This window comes from Rhizobium bangladeshense (assembly GCF_017357245.1).
GTDB lineage: Bacteria > Pseudomonadota > Alphaproteobacteria > Rhizobiales > Rhizobiaceae > Rhizobium > Rhizobium bangladeshense.
The window spans coordinates 2,462,688-2,480,294 of record NZ_CP071612.1 but is presented as its reverse complement, the minus strand read 5'-3'; the positions used below and the strand labels follow the sequence as shown (position 1 = coordinate 2,480,294).

The 17,607-nt window shown below is 61.4% G+C and carries 16 protein-coding genes and 1 pseudogene; 8 read left to right on the top strand and 9 right to left on the bottom strand.

What is annotated here, in order from left to right; all coding sequences use genetic code 11:
• The first annotated feature begins 75 nt into the window (after positions 1 to 75).
• Both J2J98_RS12085 and maiA read left to right on the top strand, forming a co-directional pair.
• Positions 76 to 492 (top strand): organic hydroperoxide resistance protein, encoded by a 417-nt coding sequence (locus J2J98_RS12085; protein WP_138395362.1) that lies wholly within the window; start codon positions 76 to 78, stop codon positions 490 to 492.
• A gap of 224 nt (positions 493 to 716) precedes the next feature.
• The gene (gene maiA / locus J2J98_RS12080) at positions 717 to 1,352 is read left to right on the top strand and encodes a maleylacetoacetate isomerase (protein WP_138395361.1); all 636 of its coding nucleotides are present in this window, start codon (positions 717 to 719) and stop codon (positions 1,350 to 1,352) included.
• 64 nt (positions 1,353 to 1,416) lie between these two features.
• Here maiA and J2J98_RS12075 read toward each other — a convergent pair.
• A pseudogene (locus J2J98_RS12075) lies at positions 1,417 to 1,596 on the bottom strand (cupin domain-containing protein); the annotation flags it as partial.
• Positions 1,597 to 1,728: 132 nt separating this feature from the next.
• Between J2J98_RS12075 and J2J98_RS12070 the strand changes: the two are divergent.
• Together J2J98_RS12070 and J2J98_RS12065 are read left to right on the top strand one after the other, a co-directional pair.
• Positions 1,729 to 3,240, top strand: coding sequence for an ATPase domain-containing protein (locus J2J98_RS12070; protein WP_207601166.1), 1,512 nt, complete (start codon positions 1,729 to 1,731; stop codon positions 3,238 to 3,240).
• Positions 3,215 to 5,377: a hybrid sensor histidine kinase/response regulator gene (locus J2J98_RS12065; protein ID WP_207601165.1), complete on the top strand. Its 2,163-nt coding sequence runs from the start codon at positions 3,215 to 3,217 to the stop codon at positions 5,375 to 5,377. Before J2J98_RS12070 ends, J2J98_RS12065 begins: the two co-directional genes overlap by 26 nt.
• On the opposite strand, the gene mobB is transcribed toward J2J98_RS12065, so the two are convergent.
• Genes mobB through J2J98_RS12050 form a run of 3 tightly spaced genes read right to left on the bottom strand, consistent with a single transcriptional unit; the run spans position 5,309 to position 7,374 of the window.
• The gene (gene mobB, locus J2J98_RS12060; RefSeq protein ID WP_207601164.1) at positions 5,309 to 5,830 is read right to left on the bottom strand and encodes a molybdopterin-guanine dinucleotide biosynthesis protein B; all 522 of its coding nucleotides are present in this window, start codon (positions 5,828 to 5,830) and stop codon (positions 5,309 to 5,311) included. The two genes, J2J98_RS12065 and mobB, sit on opposite strands and share 69 nt — an antisense overlap.
• Positions 5,827 to 6,456, bottom strand: a complete 630-nt coding sequence (gene mobA / locus J2J98_RS12055) for a molybdenum cofactor guanylyltransferase MobA (RefSeq protein WP_207603119.1) — start codon at positions 6,454 to 6,456, stop codon at positions 5,827 to 5,829. The genes mobB and mobA overlap by 4 nt, the downstream gene beginning before the upstream one ends.
• Before the next feature lie 9 nt (positions 6,457 to 6,465).
• A complete protein-coding gene (locus J2J98_RS12050) occupies positions 6,466 to 7,374 on the bottom strand; it encodes a DMT family transporter (RefSeq protein ID WP_207601163.1) in 909 nt (302 codons plus the stop codon).
• Between the two features lie 339 nt (positions 7,375 to 7,713).
• On the opposite strand from J2J98_RS12050, the gene J2J98_RS12045 reads away from it, so the two are divergent.
• Complete coding sequence (locus tag J2J98_RS12045; protein WP_207601162.1) at positions 7,714 to 8,481, top strand: SDR family oxidoreductase; 768 nt, start codon at positions 7,714 to 7,716, stop codon at positions 8,479 to 8,481.
• Between the two features lie 284 nt (positions 8,482 to 8,765).
• Here J2J98_RS12045 and J2J98_RS12040 read toward each other — a convergent pair whose 3' ends face one another.
• From J2J98_RS12040 to J2J98_RS12020, 5 genes are all read right to left on the bottom strand, one after another.
• Complete coding sequence (locus tag J2J98_RS12040; RefSeq protein WP_064705201.1) at positions 8,766 to 9,548, bottom strand: glucose 1-dehydrogenase; 783 nt, start codon at positions 9,546 to 9,548, stop codon at positions 8,766 to 8,768.
• A gap of 207 nt (positions 9,549 to 9,755) precedes the next feature.
• Positions 9,756 to 10,544 (bottom strand): SDR family oxidoreductase, encoded by a 789-nt coding sequence (locus tag J2J98_RS12035; protein ID WP_207601161.1) that lies wholly within the window; start codon positions 10,542 to 10,544, stop codon positions 9,756 to 9,758.
• 21 nt (positions 10,545 to 10,565) lie between these two features.
• The gene (locus J2J98_RS12030; RefSeq protein ID WP_207601160.1) at positions 10,566 to 12,044 is read right to left on the bottom strand and encodes a sugar ABC transporter ATP-binding protein; all 1,479 of its coding nucleotides are present in this window, start codon (positions 12,042 to 12,044) and stop codon (positions 10,566 to 10,568) included.
• Between the two features lie 28 nt (positions 12,045 to 12,072).
• Positions 12,073 to 13,002, bottom strand: a complete 930-nt coding sequence (locus J2J98_RS12025) for a sugar ABC transporter substrate-binding protein (protein ID WP_039620119.1) — start codon at positions 13,000 to 13,002, stop codon at positions 12,073 to 12,075.
• Positions 13,003 to 13,117: 115 nt separating this feature from the next.
• Entirely contained in the window at positions 13,118 to 14,098 is a 981-nt protein-coding gene (locus tag J2J98_RS12020; protein ID WP_207601159.1) for an ABC transporter permease, read from the bottom strand.
• Positions 14,099 to 14,308: 210 nt separating this feature from the next.
• Between J2J98_RS12020 and J2J98_RS12015 the strand changes: the two genes are divergently transcribed.
• From J2J98_RS12015 to J2J98_RS12005, 3 genes are all read left to right on the top strand, one after another.
• Positions 14,309 to 15,118, top strand: a complete 810-nt coding sequence (locus J2J98_RS12015; protein ID WP_207601158.1) for a transketolase — start codon at positions 14,309 to 14,311, stop codon at positions 15,116 to 15,118.
• Positions 15,118 to 16,074, top strand: coding sequence for a transketolase family protein (locus tag J2J98_RS12010; RefSeq protein ID WP_207601157.1), 957 nt, complete (start codon positions 15,118 to 15,120; stop codon positions 16,072 to 16,074). Before J2J98_RS12015 ends, J2J98_RS12010 begins: the two co-directional genes overlap by 1 nt.
• A 65-nt stretch (positions 16,075 to 16,139) precedes the next feature.
• Positions 16,140 to 17,606, top strand: coding sequence for an FGGY family carbohydrate kinase (locus tag J2J98_RS12005; protein WP_207601156.1), 1,467 nt, complete (start codon positions 16,140 to 16,142; stop codon positions 17,604 to 17,606).
• Position 17,607 lies beyond the last annotated feature (1 nt).

Sequence of the window (17,607 nt, the reverse complement as noted above, 5' to 3'; positions counted from 1 at the left end):
CCGTCAAACCACGCTCCGTCAACCCGGTCGCGCAGCGGCCAGCCGCGCAGAGCGACGTAAACAAGGAGTGTTTCCATGACCAAGATCGACAAGGTTCTCTATACCGGCAGGACCCGCACCACCGGCGGGCGCGACGGCGCTTCGCTGAGCGATGACGGAGAGCTGGATATCAGGCTCTCGCCTCCCGGCAGCACCCGCCCCGGCACCAATCCCGAACAGCTTTTCGCGGCCGGCTGGTCTGCCTGCTTCATTGGCGCGATCGGCATTGCCGCCGGCAAGTTGAAGGTCAGGATTCCCACCGAAACCGCCGTGAATGCGGAGGTCGACCTCGGCACGACGGATGGCGACTACTTCCTGCAGGCCCGTCTCAAGGTCAGCTTGCCGGGCATCGAAGCGGATGTCGCAAAGGCGCTGGTGGATGAAGCGCACCGGACCTGCCCCTATTCCAAGGCGACACGCGGCAATATCCAGGTCGAACTGAGCATTGCCTGACGGGCAGGAGCCGAAACAAGGAGCGAGGCCGGTCGGGCCTCGCCGACGGAGGATCGAATGAGATTGATGATCATCTGCGTTCTCGGAGCGGCAGTATTTGCCGCGCCCTGCATCTACGACATGAGTTCGCGGGAGCCTTCGCCGCTTGTGGGCCTCGTGACCGCGGCATCGGCAGTTTCTTCGGCGCAGGCGGCCGTTCATCCGAGATCATAAGGGAGAAAGCATTGAAGCTCTATCAGAACGAAATTTCCTCAGCGACGGCGAGGGTCAGGATCGCGCTCGCCCTGAAGGGGTTGAAGGCCGAGGCATTGCCGGTCACCATTCTTGGCGAAGACGCTGAGAGCCGGCAGGCGGGATACCGCAAGATCAATCCGCAGGGGCTGGTTCCGGCCTTGCTGACGGATAGCGGTGTTCTCATCACCCAGTCGCTGGCAATCATCGAATATCTCGATGAATTTCAACCTGAGCCGCCGCTCTTGCCCGGCACGGCGGAGGGCAGGGCGCAGGCCCGCTCGATCGCGCTTGCCATCGCAGCCGAGATCCATGCGCTGCTGCCGCCGCGAATCGGCCTGCATCTCCGCGCGGTCTTCCAGGCCGATGCCGATGCCATTGCCACATGGAGCCGCCATTGGGTCGGTGAGGGAATGGCTGCTGTCGAGACGATGATCGCGGGCCGGAGGCAAGGGGCTTTCGCCATCGGAGATCGGCCGGGCATTGCCGAGATTTTCCTCTTTCCGCAGGCGGTCAGCGCCCGGCGCATGGGTTTCGATCTCGCGCAGTGGCCGAATATTTCAGAGATTGTCGCAAAGCTCCAGACGATCCCTGCTTTCCAGGAGAACGCGCCTGCGGCTAGACGGTGACGTAATCGATGAGCACGCGGCCGCTTCCTTCTTACCGATTGAATTCGGTTTGCTTCGTCCTTTTCTAGCCCTGATATTGGGCATAGGTGACGCGTTCCATCCACTCGACGATCTTGCCGTCGAGCTGTTCCTGGATCGCTATATGGCTCATCGCCGTTTGCGGCGATGAGCCATGCCAGTGGCGTTCGTCCGGGGCGAACCAGACGACGTCGCCGGTGCGGATATCTTCGATCGGTCCGCCTTCGACTGGCTTCGCTATCGCCGTTCGATCTGGCCGCTTGCGCACCACCGATCCACAAGCGGAATCATCCCTTCCGGCAATTTGACATTCCTTAACGCGCCACTAATTCACCGTTGAAGCTGAAGGAAACGATGAATGAACAGTGCCGCGCCTGCCACGAAAGCCCGGACCGGTGTGTCCGGTTTGGATACAATTCTGGCAGGGGGCCTCTCCACAGGGCACGTGTTCCTACTGGAGGGGAATCCGGGAGCGGGCAAAACCACAATCGCCCTGCAGTTTTTGATCGAAGGTGCGCGGCTTGGCGAGCTGGGGCTCTACATCACGCTTTCGGAAACCGAGAGCGAATTGCGGGCCGGCGCCGCGTCGCACGGCATGGTGATCGACGGCAATATCGAGATCTTCGAGGTCGTGCCTCCTGAAAGCCTGCTCGATGCAGACCAGCAGCAGAGTCTGCTATATTCTTCGGATCTTGAACTCGGAGAGACGACGAGGGAGATTTTCGCCGCGTTCGAGCGGGTCAAGCCACGTCGCGTGGTGCTTGACAGCCTTTCCGAGATCAGGCTGCTGGCGCAAAGCTCACTCCGCTATCGCCGGCAGATCCTTGCGCTGAAGCATTATTTTGCGCGGCAGGGAGCGACGGTTCTTTTGTTGGACGATCTGACATCCGACGTACTGGACAAGACGGTGCACAGCGTTGTCCACGGCGTGATCCATCTTGAGGAACTGGCGCCGAATTACGGCTCCGAACGCCGACGTCTGAGGATCATGAAATATCGCGGGCAGGCGTTCCGCGGTGGCTTTCACGATTTCATCATCCAGACTGGCGGCGTGGTTGTATTTCCTCGGCTCGTCGCCGCCGAACACAGGTCGAGTTACCTCCGCGATCAGATCTCCTGTGACATTCCGAAGCTGGATCTTCTTCTTGGCGGCGGCATCGAGCGGGGTTCCAGCACACTCATCCTCGGTCCAGCGGGCACGGGCAAAAGCACCTTTTCGTTTCAGTTCCTGGTTGCGGCGATCCGGCGGGGCGAAAAGGCGGCGGCCTTCATTTTCGATGAGGAGCTCGGTCTGCTCCTTGCGCGTCTGAAGGTTCTCGGAATGGACCTTGAGGCGATGAGGGACGCCGGTCAGGTCCACATCGAACAGCTCGATGCCGCCGAGCTTTCGCCAGGGGAGTTTGCCCATCGCGTGCGAGACTGCGTCGACAAATTGGGCGCAAAAACCGTTATCATCGACAGTATCAACGGATATCAAGCGTCGATGCCGGATGAGAATTCGCTGGTCCTTCACATGCATGAGCTGCTGCAATTTCTGAACAGGCAAGGCGCCAACACCTTTCTCACCGTCGCCCAACACGGGCTGGTCGGGGACATGAAGGCACCCGTTGACGTCACCTATCTCGCCGATACCGTCATTCTGCTGCGTTACTTCGAGGCTGCCGGGAAGGTGCGGCGGGCCGTTTCCGTGATCAAGAAGAGGACCGGCTTCCACGAGGATACCATTCGGGAATATCGCATCGGCGCTAACGGGCTAACACTCGGAGGACCTCTCGTGGGGTTCCAGGGCGTGCTCCGCGGCGTCCCCGAATTCACAGATACCGCAAAGTCGCTCTTGTCGACCGATGGTGGGGATAGCGGCAATTCCTAATTCCGGCAAACCGAGAGCGCTGATCTACACCCCCGCTGGCCGCGATGCCTCGGTGGCGGTTTCATTGATTGATGAGGCAGGATTGGAATCGATTGCCGCCGCCGACCTTTCCACGTTTGCCTCGTCACTCAGTGATGACATAGCGCTTGGCGTTCTGACGGAAGAAGCGGTTCGGTCGAGTGATCTGAAGGCGATCGCGTCCTGGGTTTCGGCCCAGCCGAGCTGGTCGGACCTGCCTTTCATCGTCCTCACCATGCGAGGCGGGGGGCCAGAGCGAAATCCAAGCGCAGCCAGACTTTCCGAAGTGCTTGGCAACGTCACCTTCCTGGAAAGGCCGTTTCATCCGACCTCCTTCATTAGTATTATTCGAACAGCTTTGAAGGGACGGCATCGCCAGTATGAGGCGCGTGCCCAGCTCGAGGCTCTTAGCGAAGGAGAGCGTCGGCTGCAGACCGCGCTCGTTGCCGGTCGGCTCGGGGCATGGGAGCTGGAACTATCTTCGAAGGCCTTGTCGGTCTCGCCGACCTGCAAGGAGATTTTCGGCCGAGGCGCCGACGACGATGTCACCTACGACGATTTGATTGAAAGCATCCACCCCGAGGACCGGCCCGTCGTGGAAGCGCGCCTGCGCCAGACCATCGACACTGGACGTGACTACTCCATCGAGCACAGAACGATATGGCCGGATGGATCGCTACATTGGACCGAGGTCCATGCGCAGCTCTATACCGACAGATATGGTTCCGCCAGGAAACTTGTCGGCGTCTGCTCCGATACCACCACCCGGAAGACCGCCGAGGATGATCTGAGACGGCTGAACGAAACCCTCGAAGAGCGCGTCAAGGAACGGACCAGGGAGGTCAACACCGCGCATCAGACCCTGCTCGAGGAGGTGGCCCAGCGTGAGCGAGCCGAGGAGCAGCTTCGCCAATCACAGAAAATGGAAGCGATCGGCCAGCTCACGGGTGGTGTCGCACATGATTTCAATAATCTGCTGATGGTGGTTCTTGGGAACCTGGAGCTGCTGGGCAAACATGTCGCCGGAGATGCCAAGGCGATGCGTCTGGTCGATGGCGCACTGCAGGGCGCGCGTCGGGGCGCTGCGCTCACGCAGCGGCTGCTGGCCTTTGCCAGACAGCAGGACCTGCAGGTCAGGCCCGTCGATCTGGCCGAGCTGGTGACAGGAATGCACGATCTGCTGCAGCGTTCGGTCGGGTCCTCGATCAACATCGAAACCATTCTGCCGGCGGCGTTGCCGCCGGCGCTGGTTGATGCGAACCAGCTCGAACTGGCGCTGCTCAACCTTGCCGTCAACGCGCGCGATGCGATGCCGGAGGGTGGAAGGCTGGCGATATCGCTCCGTGAGGAACAGGTTATCGGCAATGATGGCGGTCTCGGGGAGGGAAGCTATCTCGTGTTGGCGGTGGCTGACAGCGGCACCGGTATGGATGCGGAGACGCTGAAAAAGGCGGTCGATCCGTTTTTTTCGACCAAGGAAGTCGGAAAGGGCACTGGCCTGGGCCTGTCGATGATCCACGGGCTTGCCGTTCAGCTCAACGGCGCTCTTGTCCTGACAAGCGAGCTGGGCACAGGAACGACCGCAGAGCTGTGGCTTCCGGCGACAGAACGGCCCCCTGAGCGTCCGGCCGAAGAATTGCCAGCCCTAGAGGCCTCGCCCGGGCTGAAGATACTTCTGGTGGATGACGATACGCTGATTGCCATGAGTTCCGCCGATATGCTCGAAGATCTCGGCCATGATGTCGTCGAGGCAAATTCCGGTTCGGAGGCGCTCGCGTTGATCAGGAGCGGTCAACACTTCGACCTGATGATTACCGATTATTCGATGCCGGGCATGACCGGCGCACAGCTCGCTCAGTCCGCGCGGAACATGCTTCCGACTCTCCCGATCATCCTGGCAACTGGTTATGCCGAGCTTCCCGCCGGCACAGATATCGATCTTCCGCGATTGGGAAAGCCCTATAATCAGGCGCAGCTTGCCAAGGAAATCACCAAGGCGATTGCAGGCGAAATGACTCCGATCTTGGGATCCAGCCGCATCGCAACCGCTTCAGTGCCTCGCTTGGCCGAGGCCGACGACCGCCGCGATGAAATCGGCGATGGCGTCCGTGTCATCTAGATCGAAGACGGGCAGGGCCGTATCCGCCACGGCATGATCGGCGGCGATGGCGCAGATATGAGGATCGGTCGGTGCCAGCGGCTGACGATTGGCGGCTTCAAGGCGACGAGCCTCGATCTTCGGAATAGGCTCGCGCTTGTAGCCCTCGATCAGGACGAGATCACAGGGGGCAAGGCGGGCGAGGATCTCCTCGAATTCGGGTTCGGGGGCGCCGCGTAATTCGTGCATGATGGCGTAGCGCGTGCCGGACACGATGGTGACCTCGTGGGCGCCGGCCTGGCGGTGGCGGTAGCTATCGGCTCCGACCTTGTCGATGTCGAAATCATGATGAGCGTGCTTGATCGTCGAGATCCGGTAGCCTCGGCGGGTGAACTCCGTCACCAGCCGGACGGCAAGCCCGGTCTTGCCCGAGTTCTTCCAGCCGGCGATGCCGAAGATTTTTGGTGCTGTCATGCGCGAAGGGCCTCCAGCCAGCGTTCCGCCTCGATGAGATCATCCGGCGTATTGATGTTGAAGAAAGGGTCGAGCAGGCTGGCGCGGGTCGGATGCAGGGGAAAGGCCACTTGCGTAACGTCATGCCGCAACAGGAAGTCGCGCACGCGGCGTTTTTCGTCGATGGCGAACCAGGTTTCCAGATCAGCGGCAAGCGTCACCGGCCAGAGCCCGAAGACCGGATGGCTGCGGCCCTCGGAGGCGGCAATGGCGATCTGCAAAGGATGCTCGAGCGCTGCTGACAGGCGGGCGACGAGATCGGTGGGGAAGAACGGGCAATCCACCGAAACGGTAACGACGTGGGTAACCGAGGGAAGGCCGGCCGCATAGACCATTGCCGCATGGATGCCGGCCATCGGCCCGGCCTTGCCGGGAAAACGGTCGGGGATGACCGGCACGTGCTCGGTGGCGGCATCCGCGTTGACGGCAACGGAGATGACCTGCTGCGAGAGACGGGCCAGCACATGGTGGAGCAAGCTCTCTGTTCCAAGCGTCACCTCCGCCTTGTCGCGGCCCATGCGTTGCGAGCGGCCGCCGGCGAGCACGACGCCCGCTATATCTGACCTGTCGAGCGAAAAACCAGTCATCATCCTGCCTCAAACCGGCGAGCGCGGCGCCGATTCCTGCGCGATCGGCGATACGCGGCGTTTGGCCTCACGATAGAACGTATAGAGGCCGGAAGCGATGACGATCGCAGCGCCCACGAGCGTCCACCTGTCGGGCACTTCGGCGAAAAAGACGAATCCGAGCAGCGAGGAGAAGATCAGGCTGGTATAGCGGAAGGGTGCAACGAAGGAGATTTCGCCGGTGCGCATGGCAAGGATGACCGACTGGTATCCGACGAGCACCAGGACCGAGGCGAGCAGGAGATGTCCAAGCGCGCTGGCGCTGACCGGCTGCCAGCCACCGAGCACCGGAATGAGCAGGGCGCCGAAGAAGGAGGCGGATACGGCTGTGATGACTGTTATCATCAGCGAGGGGATGTCCGGGTTGATGGTTCGGGTGGCGAGATCGCGTCCGGCCGTCGTCAGCACTGCGCTGACGCAAAGAAGGGCAGCGGCGGTAAAGCCCTCTGGACCGGGTCGGATGATGACCATCACCCCGACGAGGCCGACGAGGATCGCTGACCAACGCCGCCAGCCGACCGGCTCGTTGAAGAAGAGTGCCGCGCCAAAAGTGACGACCAGCGGCAGCGACTGCAGGATCGCCGAGGCATTGGCGATCGGCATCATGCCGAGCGCGGTGATATAGGTAACGGCCGAGAGCATTTCGCAGATGATCCGGAGGATGATCATCGGCTGCAGCACGATGCGCCAGGAGCGCAGCGCGCCTATTTTCCACGCGATCAGGTAGACGAGCAGGCTGGTAAACAGGCCGCGCAGGAACATGATCTCGCCGGCATTCATATAGGCGATCACCGATTTGGACAGAGCGTCGCTTGCGGAAAAGCCGGCCATCGCCAAGCTCATATAGATGGCGCCCTCAGTATTACGTGACCGCGGCATGAAGAGATTCCCTTACCTGTGCGCTCCTTCTTAGTCGGGAAGATGCATGAAGGGAATCGGATGAATGTCACACTCGGGATAAATCGCTGATGCGGTGCGCAAGGGGCTGACGTAACGGCAGCGCCTATGTGGAAAATCATCACAAGGGACGATTTTACCTCGCGAATTCGGCATTTCCGATACGGTCATCACGACTTCCGCCCGAACTCTGCCGCGAAACTGATCAGCGACGACGACCATTTGCCATCAGCGACTTTTGCTTTTGCGCGCGGGAAACGGGTGGCTGCAGCGCCTTATGTCTGAGATTTGGAATGCCTCGACAACTGAGGAGAAACAAACATGAGACTTCTGAACGACAAAACCGCGATCATCACCGGCGCAAGCTCCGGCATCGGCCGCGCAGCCGCTAAGGTCTTTGCACGGGAAGGTGCGAAGCTGGTGATCAACGGCCGGCGGCAGGATGCGCTCGATGCCGTCGTCGCCGAAATCGTGGCGGAGGGCGGAAGCGCTGTCGCCGTAGCCGGCGATGTCAGGGACGAGGCGCTGCAGGCAAGCCTCGTCGAAATGGCGGTCTCGCGTTTCGGCAGGCTCGATATAGCCTTCAACAATGCCGGCGTCGTTGGCCAGATGGTCCCGGTTGCCGGATTATCGCTGGAGGGCTGGCGCGAGACGATCGAGACCAATCTGACGGCCGCTTTCCTTGGGGCGAAGCACCAATCGGAAGCGATGGGAGAAGGCGGAGGGTCGCTGATCTTTACTTCCACCTTCGTCGGCCATACCGCTGGCATGCCGGGCATGGGCGCTTATGCCGCCAGCAAGGCCGGCTTGATCGGTTTCGTACAGGTGCTCGCCGCCGAACTCGCCTTTCGCAACATTCGCGTCAATGCGCTGCTGCCCGGCGGAACCGACACGCCTGCCAGCATCACCAATGCGCCTGATGCGACGGCGGAAGTGCTTGCCTTCGTCAACGGGCTGCATGCGCTGAAACGCCTGGCGCAACCGGAAGAGATCGCCAATGCGGCGCTCTTTCTGGCGTCCGATCTGTCGAGCTTCGTCACCGGCACGGCGATGCTGGCGGATGGCGGGGTTTCGATCAGCCGCACCTAAGCACGTCAGAGATCGAGCCACCCGCCCTCGTCCTTCGAGGCTCCGGCCTGCGGCCTAAGCACCTCAGGATGAGGGCTGATGGTGGTGCTCCGTCGTGGCTGGAGTGATCTGCGTGCCGTGTGGCTAGTGTGGTAATCAGGGCGCTACCTCACGTAGACTGGAGCTCTCGCGTGATGCTCGGCCCTCCATTGAGGCAAGCCGCGATTTGTCTCCGACCTCATCTGGTGCCCCGCAGGGGCCTCTAAGGACGAGGTCGGCCGCCATTGCGCCGTCATTTCCGGGACCTAGGACATAATCAAGCCGCCATCAACATTGATCGTCTGGCCGGTGATGTAAGCGGCGTCGTCACTGGCGAGGAAGGTGACCAGCCCGGCAACGTCCTCGCCGGAGCCGGCGCGTTTCATCGGGATGCCCTCGACCCATTCCTTCATCAGTTCGCCCGGGCCGTAATCGCCGAGCAGCTTGCCCCAGGCTTGGTCGTTATAGGCCCACATGTCGGTCTCGATGATGCCGGGGCAGAAGGCGTTGACGGTGATGTTCTCGGTCGCGACTTCCTTCGCCAGGCTCTGGGTGATGCCGACCACGCCCATTTTGGAAGCGGCATAGTGCGGCGTGAAGATGAAGCCGTCGCGGGCCTGGCCGGAGGCGGTATTGATGATGCGGCCGCCGCGCTTGTGCTTTCGCATTCTTGCAATGGCCTCCTGGGCGCAGAGGAAGACGCCCTTGGTGTTGACGGCCATGACCTTGTCCCACTCATATTCAGTGAGATCCTCGACTCGGGCGATGGTGATGACGCCGGCATTCTGGATCGAGACGTCGACTGTGCCGAATTCGCTTTCGGCCGCGTCGTAGAGAGCGACGACGCTCGCCTTGTCGGTAACATCACCGATGAAGGAGATCGCATTGCCGCCTTCGGCCCTGATCCCTTCGGCAACGCCGTGGACCAGATCCTCATTGGCCGAGAGGACGAGATTGGCGCCCTCGCGCGCAAAGCGCCTGGCGATCGCGGCGCCGATGCCGCGGCTGGCTCCGGTAATGACGACAGTCTTTTGCTCAAAGCGTTTCATAGTCGTTCCTCGTATTCTGACATAAACAGCAAATCTCGGCGCGGCCGATCCCGCGCTTATTGTTGGAGCTGAAGCGGCTGCTCGGCGTGAAGGGCGGGCAGACAGCGATGTTGCACGTCGTCATGCCCGTTAGTCCCTTCAGCACCGCGGTCTCAGCCAGGGAGGGAGCGAGACCGTTCTTTTTCCAGCGGCCGGCTTCTCATCGCATCACCAGCAGCAGAAGCCGCCATCGACGAGAAGATCGACGCCGGTCACGAAACTTGCCGCATTCGACAGCAGGAAGATCGCCGGCCCCACCATCTCGTCGACCGTCGCCATGCGCTGCATCGGCGTCTGCTCTTCGAAGAGCTTGGTCTGGTGGACCATCTCCGGCCGGGTGTTCATCGGCGTTGCCGTGTATCCGGGGGAGATGGTGTTGACGCGGATGCTGCGGCCGACCCATTCCATGGCCAAGGACTTCGACATATGGATGACGCCCGCCTTGGAGGCGTTGTAATGCGCCTGGCTCAGCCCCCGGTTCACGATGACGCCGGACATGGAGGCGATGTTGACGATGGAGCCGCGCCCATTCTTCAACATGGCGCGGGCCTCGGCCTGGCAGGACAGGAATATGCCCTTCAGGTTGATATCCATCAGCGTCTGATACTGATCCTCTTCCATCTCTTCTGCCGGATTGGCGTTGGCGATGCCGGCAGCATTGACGGCAAGGGTCAACGCGCCGAGATCCGCTTCGGTGCGCGCGACGGCGTCTGCAAGGGAAGATTTGTTCGTGACGTCAGCCGCGATCTGGATCGAGCGGCGGCCGGCGGCGCTGATGTGGTCAGCCGTCCTGGCCAGCCCGTCATCAGTCCGGCGGTCGAGCAGCGCGACGTCGGCGCCGCATTGCGCAAGGCCGATGGCAATGCGCTGCCCGATGCCGCTCCCGGCACCGGTTACGATGGCGACCTGGCCGCTGAGATCGAAAAGCTTCGGGGCGTTCAGAGTGATGTCGGACACCGCTCTTCCTTTCTCTGTTTGTTAGATAGTAGCCAACTCCATGACCGAAACGTCATTGGCCTGGTCACGATCGAGGATGCCTGCCTGCTTGCCTTGGGCAAGCACGAGAATGCGGTTGGAAACTCCGAGAACCTCCTCGAGGTCCGAGCTTACGACGATGACCGCCACACCTTGTTTGGCAAGGTTGACGATGATGTCGTAGATGCCGGCGCGGGCGCCGACGTCGATGCCTCTCGTCGGTTCGTCGAGGACCACGACCTTGGGATCGCGCAAGAGCCACTTCGCGATCACGACCTTCTGCTGGTTGCCGCCGGAGAGATCGGAGGCGTATTGCTCGGCGCGGCCCTTGACGCCGAACTTGGCAACTGCCTTTTCCGCGAAGGAGCGCTTGAGGCGCGGCGTGATCCAGCCACCGCCGAGTTTATCCAGATTGGCGTAGATGATGTTTTCGCTAATCCGGTGGCCGACGATGAGGCCCTGCTCCTTGCGGTCTTCCGGAACCATTACGATGCCCTTGGCGATGGCGTCGGCCGGATCACGCAGCCTGAGTTCCTCGCCTTCCAGCCTGATCGAGCCGGCACTGATCGGATCCGCGCCCGAAATCGCCCGCACCAGTTCGGTGCGGCCGGCGCCGACCAATCCGGCGATGCCGAGAATTTCTCCGGCCCGAACCTCGAAACTGACGTCCCGGAACGAATTGTCAGGCGAGCTCAGGCCGGAGACTTGGAGTACAGGGCGCTCGGTCGGAACGGGCAGGGTGGGGAACAGGCGATCAAGCGGGCGTCCCACCATGCTCTCGACAATCGTTCGCACCGGGGTCGCGCTGTCCGAAAATTCCTGCACCCGCTCGCCGTCGCGAAGAACGACGATGCGGTCGGTAATCTGCTTGATCTCTTCCATGCGGTGGGAAATGTAGACGATGCCCACGCCTTCCGAGCGAAGCTTGCGAACCTGTGCGAACAGAGCTTCCGTCTCGGCGCCGCCAAGGGCGGCCGTCGGTTCATCGAGGATAAGGAGCTTGGCGTTGAGAGCCAGCGCCTTGGCGATCTCGATGAGCTGTTGATTTGCGGTGGAAAGGCCGGCGACCATCCGCGTTGCCGGTATATGGAGGTTCAAGCGCGCGAGCTGGTCTTGGGCCCGGCGGACCATCTGAGCCCGGTCGACGACACCGTTCTTCATCGGCCAGCGTCCGATGAAGACGTTTTCGGCGATCGACAGCTGCGGCAGAAGCTGCAGTTCCTGGTGGATCAGCACAACGCCCTTGTCGATCGCTTCCCGCGGGGTGGCCGGGGCATAAGGCTGCCCCAGCCATGTCATCGATCCCTCGGAGGGTGTGCGTGAGCCGGCAATGATGCCCGACAGCGTCGACTTGCCCGCTCCGTTTTCCCCGAGAAGCGCAACCACTTCACCGGGATGGACGTCCAGGCTGACATTCTTCAGCACCTGGAGCGGTCCATACCACTTGGATATGCCCCTCAGGGAAAGAACTGGATCAGTCACGGCACACCTCCTCAAGACCTCGACTTCATTACGGATGGTTGGCGATGAAGCCTGCGACGTTTTCCTTGGTTGTCAGCGTGGCATCCAGGAGCTGTACCGGGGGTACCTTTTCGCCGGCGACAAGCTTGGCGGCATTTTCGACAGCGTCGCGGCCCATCTTCTGCGTCTGCTGGGTTGCCGTTACGTTGAAGACGCCCTTGCTGAGGGCTTCGAGAGCCGCGGTGTCGCCATCGAAGCCGCCGACCACGATCTTCTGCGAGGGGTTTGCGACCTTGATCGCCTGAGCGGCGCCAAGCGCGAGGCCATCGGCCTGTGCGAAGACGATCGAGACATCAGGATTTGCCTGCAGCATGTTCTGCATGATCTGGAAACCTTCGTCCTGGCTCCAGATGTTCGAATATTGCTCGGCGACGACCTTCACATCCGGATAGGCCTTGAGCGATTCAGCGCAGCCCTTGGAGCGGTCGACTTCCGGGGTCGTGCCCTTCTGGCCGTGGATGATGACCATCTTACCCTTGCCGCCGGCTTCTTTCAGAATGTAGTCGCATACCGCCTTGGCCGATGCGACGGAATCCGTTGCGAGGAACGTATCTCCCGGCGCGCCCTCGGCGTTGCGGTCGACGTTGACCACCGGAATGCCGGCGTTCTTCGCGAGCTTGACCGGAACGGTCGCAGCGGCGGCACCTGCCGGAATGTAGATCAGCGCGTCGATCTTCTGGGTCAGAAGATCCTGAATTTGGTTGACCTGCGTCGGCCCGTCGCCCTTTGCATCGACCGTGATGACTTCGATGCCGCGCTTCTTGGCTTCGGCCTCGACCGATTGCTTGATCTGGTTGAAGAAGTTTGCCTGAAGGTTGGCGACGGCCAATCCAAGTTTCTTCAGCTCCGCCGCGTGGACGGGACCGAGCATGAGACCGAGCAGTGCAGCGGACGCAAGCATGGTGCGCGCAATTTTCATTGTAGTTCCTCCGTTTTGATGGAACCCTAGGGTATGTCCTCCCCCTCGGGTGATTGCTCCGCCCCGAATTTCCGGGACGGAATTCCGTGCCCGCCAACGCGGCGGACGATGCGCGTCAGGCGCGACGCCGACGAATGGTCTCTGCGCCGACCGCAAGCACGATCACGATCCCGATGATCACCTGCTGGAGGAAGGGCGAGACGTTGAGAAGGTTGAGGCCGTTGCGCAGCACACCGATGATCAGCACGCCGATCAGCGTTCCGCCGATGCCGCCTGCGCCGCCGGAGAGCGAAGTCCCGCCGATGACGACGGCGGCGATGGTGTCCAGCTCATAGCCAAGGCCGCTGGACGGTTGGACGGAATCCAGGCGGGCGGCGAGCACGATGCCGGCAAGCCCGGCAAGGACTGCGCTCACGACATAGACGGCTATCGTCACCAGCGGGACGTTGATGCCGGCCAGCCGCGCGACTTCGGGGTTGCCGCCCACCGCATAGAGCATGCGGCCTTCGGACCGGAAGTGCAGGAAGAGCCAGGCCGCAAGAACGACCGCGAGCATGAGGAAGACCGTGGCAGTCATGACGCCGAAATGGCGATCGATTGCCAGCATCATGAACCAGTCGGGGAAGCCGACGATCTGCTGGCCGTCCGTGATCATGTTCGCAACGCCGCGCGCCGCCGACATCATTGCAAGAGTGGCAATGAAGGCTGGAACCCTGAACTGCGTCACCAGAAGTCCGACGATCAGGCCGCAAACAGCCGAGGCGATCAGCGCAAAGGCGATCCCAACGAGTAGCGGCAGACCAGCGACGTTGGCGGTCCAGCCCATGACCATCATCGCCAGGGCGAGGGCCGAGCCGACGGACAGATCGATGCCGCCGATCAGGATGACGAAGGTCATTCCAACCGCCATGATGCCGAGGACGGTGATCTGGTCGAGGATATTGAGGCCGTTCCGGACCGAAAGAAACGTGTCCGTGCTGAAGCTCAGAAAGATGCACAGCGCCAGCAATCCCACGAGCGGACCGGTCGCTCCCTTGAGCTTGCCGAGCCAAGCTCCGGAGGAAAGCCTGTGTTCATTGATATCGAGCGCCACCATTGCTCCTCCCATGCTTACGCTTGTATCTGATATTTGTGCAAGCTAGAATAATTATTCACCGTTGCTGGAAAATTCATTAACAAGTTGCTTTCCGGCTGTCAACAAGATTTGCAGCAGTGTGCGCTTCCGGGTGCCTCGCTAAAGGGCTTGACTAATCGGTTGGTTGTGCAAAAATATTGAGTAGTGAATATTTATGCACATGAGGAGCCCATGGATACGACAGAACTTGAGCGCATCGCCCGCGAGATCCGATTGCGTGATCTCCAGGCGGTCTTTGAAGCGGGCGCCGGCCATATTGGAGGGGAGATGTCGGTCATCGACATTCTGACGGCGCTCTATTTTCGTGTGCTGAAAGTCTGGCCGGATCAGCCGAAGCATCCCGACCGCGACAGGTTCGTTCTGTCAAAGGGACATACGGCCTGCGCTCTCTATGTGACGCTTGCCAAACGCGGCTTCATTCCGGAGGAGGAGATTTCCACCTTCCTGCAGCCGCATTCGAGGCTGAACGGGCATCCAAACTGCAACAAGGTTCCGGGCGTCGAAACGAATACCGGTCCGCTCGGCCACGGCCTTCCTGTTGCGGTCGGAATGGCAAAAGCCGCGAAGCTCTCAGGCGCTGGATATCGCACCTATGTCGTCACCGGCGACGGCGAGATGCAGGAGGGCTCCAACTGGGAAGCGATCATGGCGGCGGCCCAGTTCAAGCTCGATAACTTGACCCTGATCATCGATCACAACAGGTTCCAGCAGGGTGCTGCGCTGGCTGAAACCAACGATCTCGCGCCCCTTCGTCCGAAGCTCGAAGCCTTCGGCTGGGAAGTCACCGAAATCGACGGCAACAGTATGGGCGAGATCGTTCCGGCTCTCGAACACCGGGGGTTGGGACCGCATTGCATCGTCGCCCACACCAACAAGGGCCACGGAATCTCCTTCATGCAGGACCGGGTCGAGTGGCATCATAAGGTGCCGAGTAGGGAACAATACGAAATCGCATTGGCAGAATTGTCGGAGGCACTGTGATGAACGCGCCAGTAAACCCACCCAAGCTCCACGATTGCCGCGACGCATTCGCCTCTACGCTCGAGCGGCTGGCCGGCGAAAACGAAACGATCGTTGCCGTCTGCAACGACTCTGTCGGCTCCTCCAAGCTCGGCGGCTTCAAGTCGAGGTTTCCGGAGCGCCTCGTCAATGTCGGCATCGCGGAGCAGAACATGGTCGGCGTCGGAGCAGGCCTTGCCAATGGCGGACGGCTGCCCTTCGTGTGCGGCGCTGCTCCGTTTCTGACGGGGCGGTCGCTGGAGCAGATCAAGGCCGACATTTCCTACTCGAACGCCAACGTCAAGCTGGTGGGGATCTCGTCCGGCATGGCATATGGCGAACTCGGTCCGACTCATCACTCGATCGAAGACTTCGCCTGGACGCGGGTGCTGCCCAATCTCCCGGTCATCGCGCCCTGCGACCGGATCGAAACCGCTGCTGCGGTTGCCTGGGCAGCGACCTACAGCGGGCCTTGCTTCCTGCGCCTGTCACGGGTCGGTGTGCCCGACCTTCTTCCGGAAGGTCACACGTTCGAACTCGGCAAAGCGAATCTCCTTCGCCAGGGTTCGCAAGTCACCTTGATCGCCAATGGCACCTTGACGCATCGCATCGTGAAGGCTGCCGAGATTCTCGCAGACCGCGGCATCGATGCCAGGGTGCTCAATCTCGCAACGGTTCGTCCGATCGACGAAGAGGCCATCATCGCCGCAGCCAGGGAAACCGGAGCGATCGTCACGGCCGAAGAACATTCGATCTTTGGCGGGCTCGGCTCCGCGGTGGCCGAAGTGGTGGTCGACCATGCCCCGGTGCCGATGAAGCGCCTCGGCGTTCCCGGCGTCTATGCCCCGACCGGTTCGGCAGAGTTCCTGCTCGACGAATACGGCATGTCGCCATCCGCAATCGCCGACGCCGCGCAGGAGCTGATCAAGCGCAAGTAATGGGATCAAGACTGGCCGGGACGCCTGTTGCCATCCCGGCCGTCAGCTGATCTGGGGAGGATAGAATGCGGGCAATTCTGGCAATCGACCAAGGCACGACCAATTCGAAGGCAGTTCTCGTTTCCGAGACGGGCGAAATCATCGGCCGAGGTTCGTCCCCTGTCGGCATCTCCTATCCGGGGGAAGGCTGGGTCGAACAGGACCCGCGCCGGCTCTACGCTTCGGTCTGCGAAGCGATCGATGCGTGCCTGAAGGCCAGCCCCGACGCGAATATCGCGGCCATTGCCATTTCCAATCAGCGCGAGTCCGTCACCGCCTGGGATGCCGAAACGGGAGAGGCGCTTGGACCGGTGGTCAGCTGGCAGTGCCGTCGAACGGCACGGGATTGCGAACGTCTGATTGCCGAACGCCGCCTCGAGCGTGTGCAGGCGCTGACCGGCCTTCCGCTGGATCCGATGTTTCCAGGTTCGAAATTCCGGTGGCTGCTCGACCGGATTCCGGCCGGACGGCGGGTGCGATTGGGAACGGTCGACAGTTGGCTCATCCACTGCCTGACAGGCGGGCGCCGGCATGTATGCGATGCTTCGAATGCCGCCAGGAGCCAGTTGTTCGATCTCAGCGAACAGAGATGGAGCGAGGAACTCGGTGAGATCTTCGGCGTCGATGTCGCGTTCCTGCCCGAAGTGCTCGACAGCTCCGCCGATTTCGGCCGGACGAAAGGACTGCCAGGGGTGCCGGACGGCACGCCGATCATGGCCGCGATCGGAGACAGCCACGCCGCCCTGTTCGGCCATGGAGCATTCAAGCCGGGCGACGGCAAGGTGACCTTCGGAACCGGCTCTTCGATCATGACGACGCTCCCGCAATTCATAGCCCCACGCAACGGCATCACGACCACCGTCGCATGGCGCATCGGGGGAAAGCCGACCTTCGCTTTCGAAGGCAATATTCTGGTTTGCGCTGCCAGCCTTCCCTGGATGGCCGGCATTCTCGGCCTTGAAGATGTGGCGGCCCTTGTCGAACTTGCGGCGAGCGCCGAGCCTGGCGGACCCGGTTTCGTGCCAGCCTTCGTCGGACTGGGAGCGCCCTATTGGAATTCCGACGCCCGTGCCCTGTTCTCGCAGATCAACTTCAATACGACACGTGCGCAGATGGCGCGGTCGGTAACCGATTCCATCGCGTTCCAGGTCCATGATGTGATTGCCGCCATGCGGGCACAGAGCGGCGGCGCGCTCGGCGCGCTCTATGTCGATGGGGGACCGAGCCAGAACCGCTTCCTGATGCAGTGTGTGTCGAACCTCATCGAACATCCCGTAATCCAATGCGAAGCACCCGAGGCATCGGCTCTGGGCGCTGCCTATCTGGCGGGGCTGTCGCTCGGCATGTGGAGCGATCTCCACGTTGTCGCGGCGCTGCCGCGAAACACCGAGATCATCGAGCCGCAAACCGTGGATCGCGCGGGACTTCTCGATAGCTGGAATGATGCGCTCGCCCGCTCGACGTCCCGCGAAACACAGGCTAAAGGTGAATAAA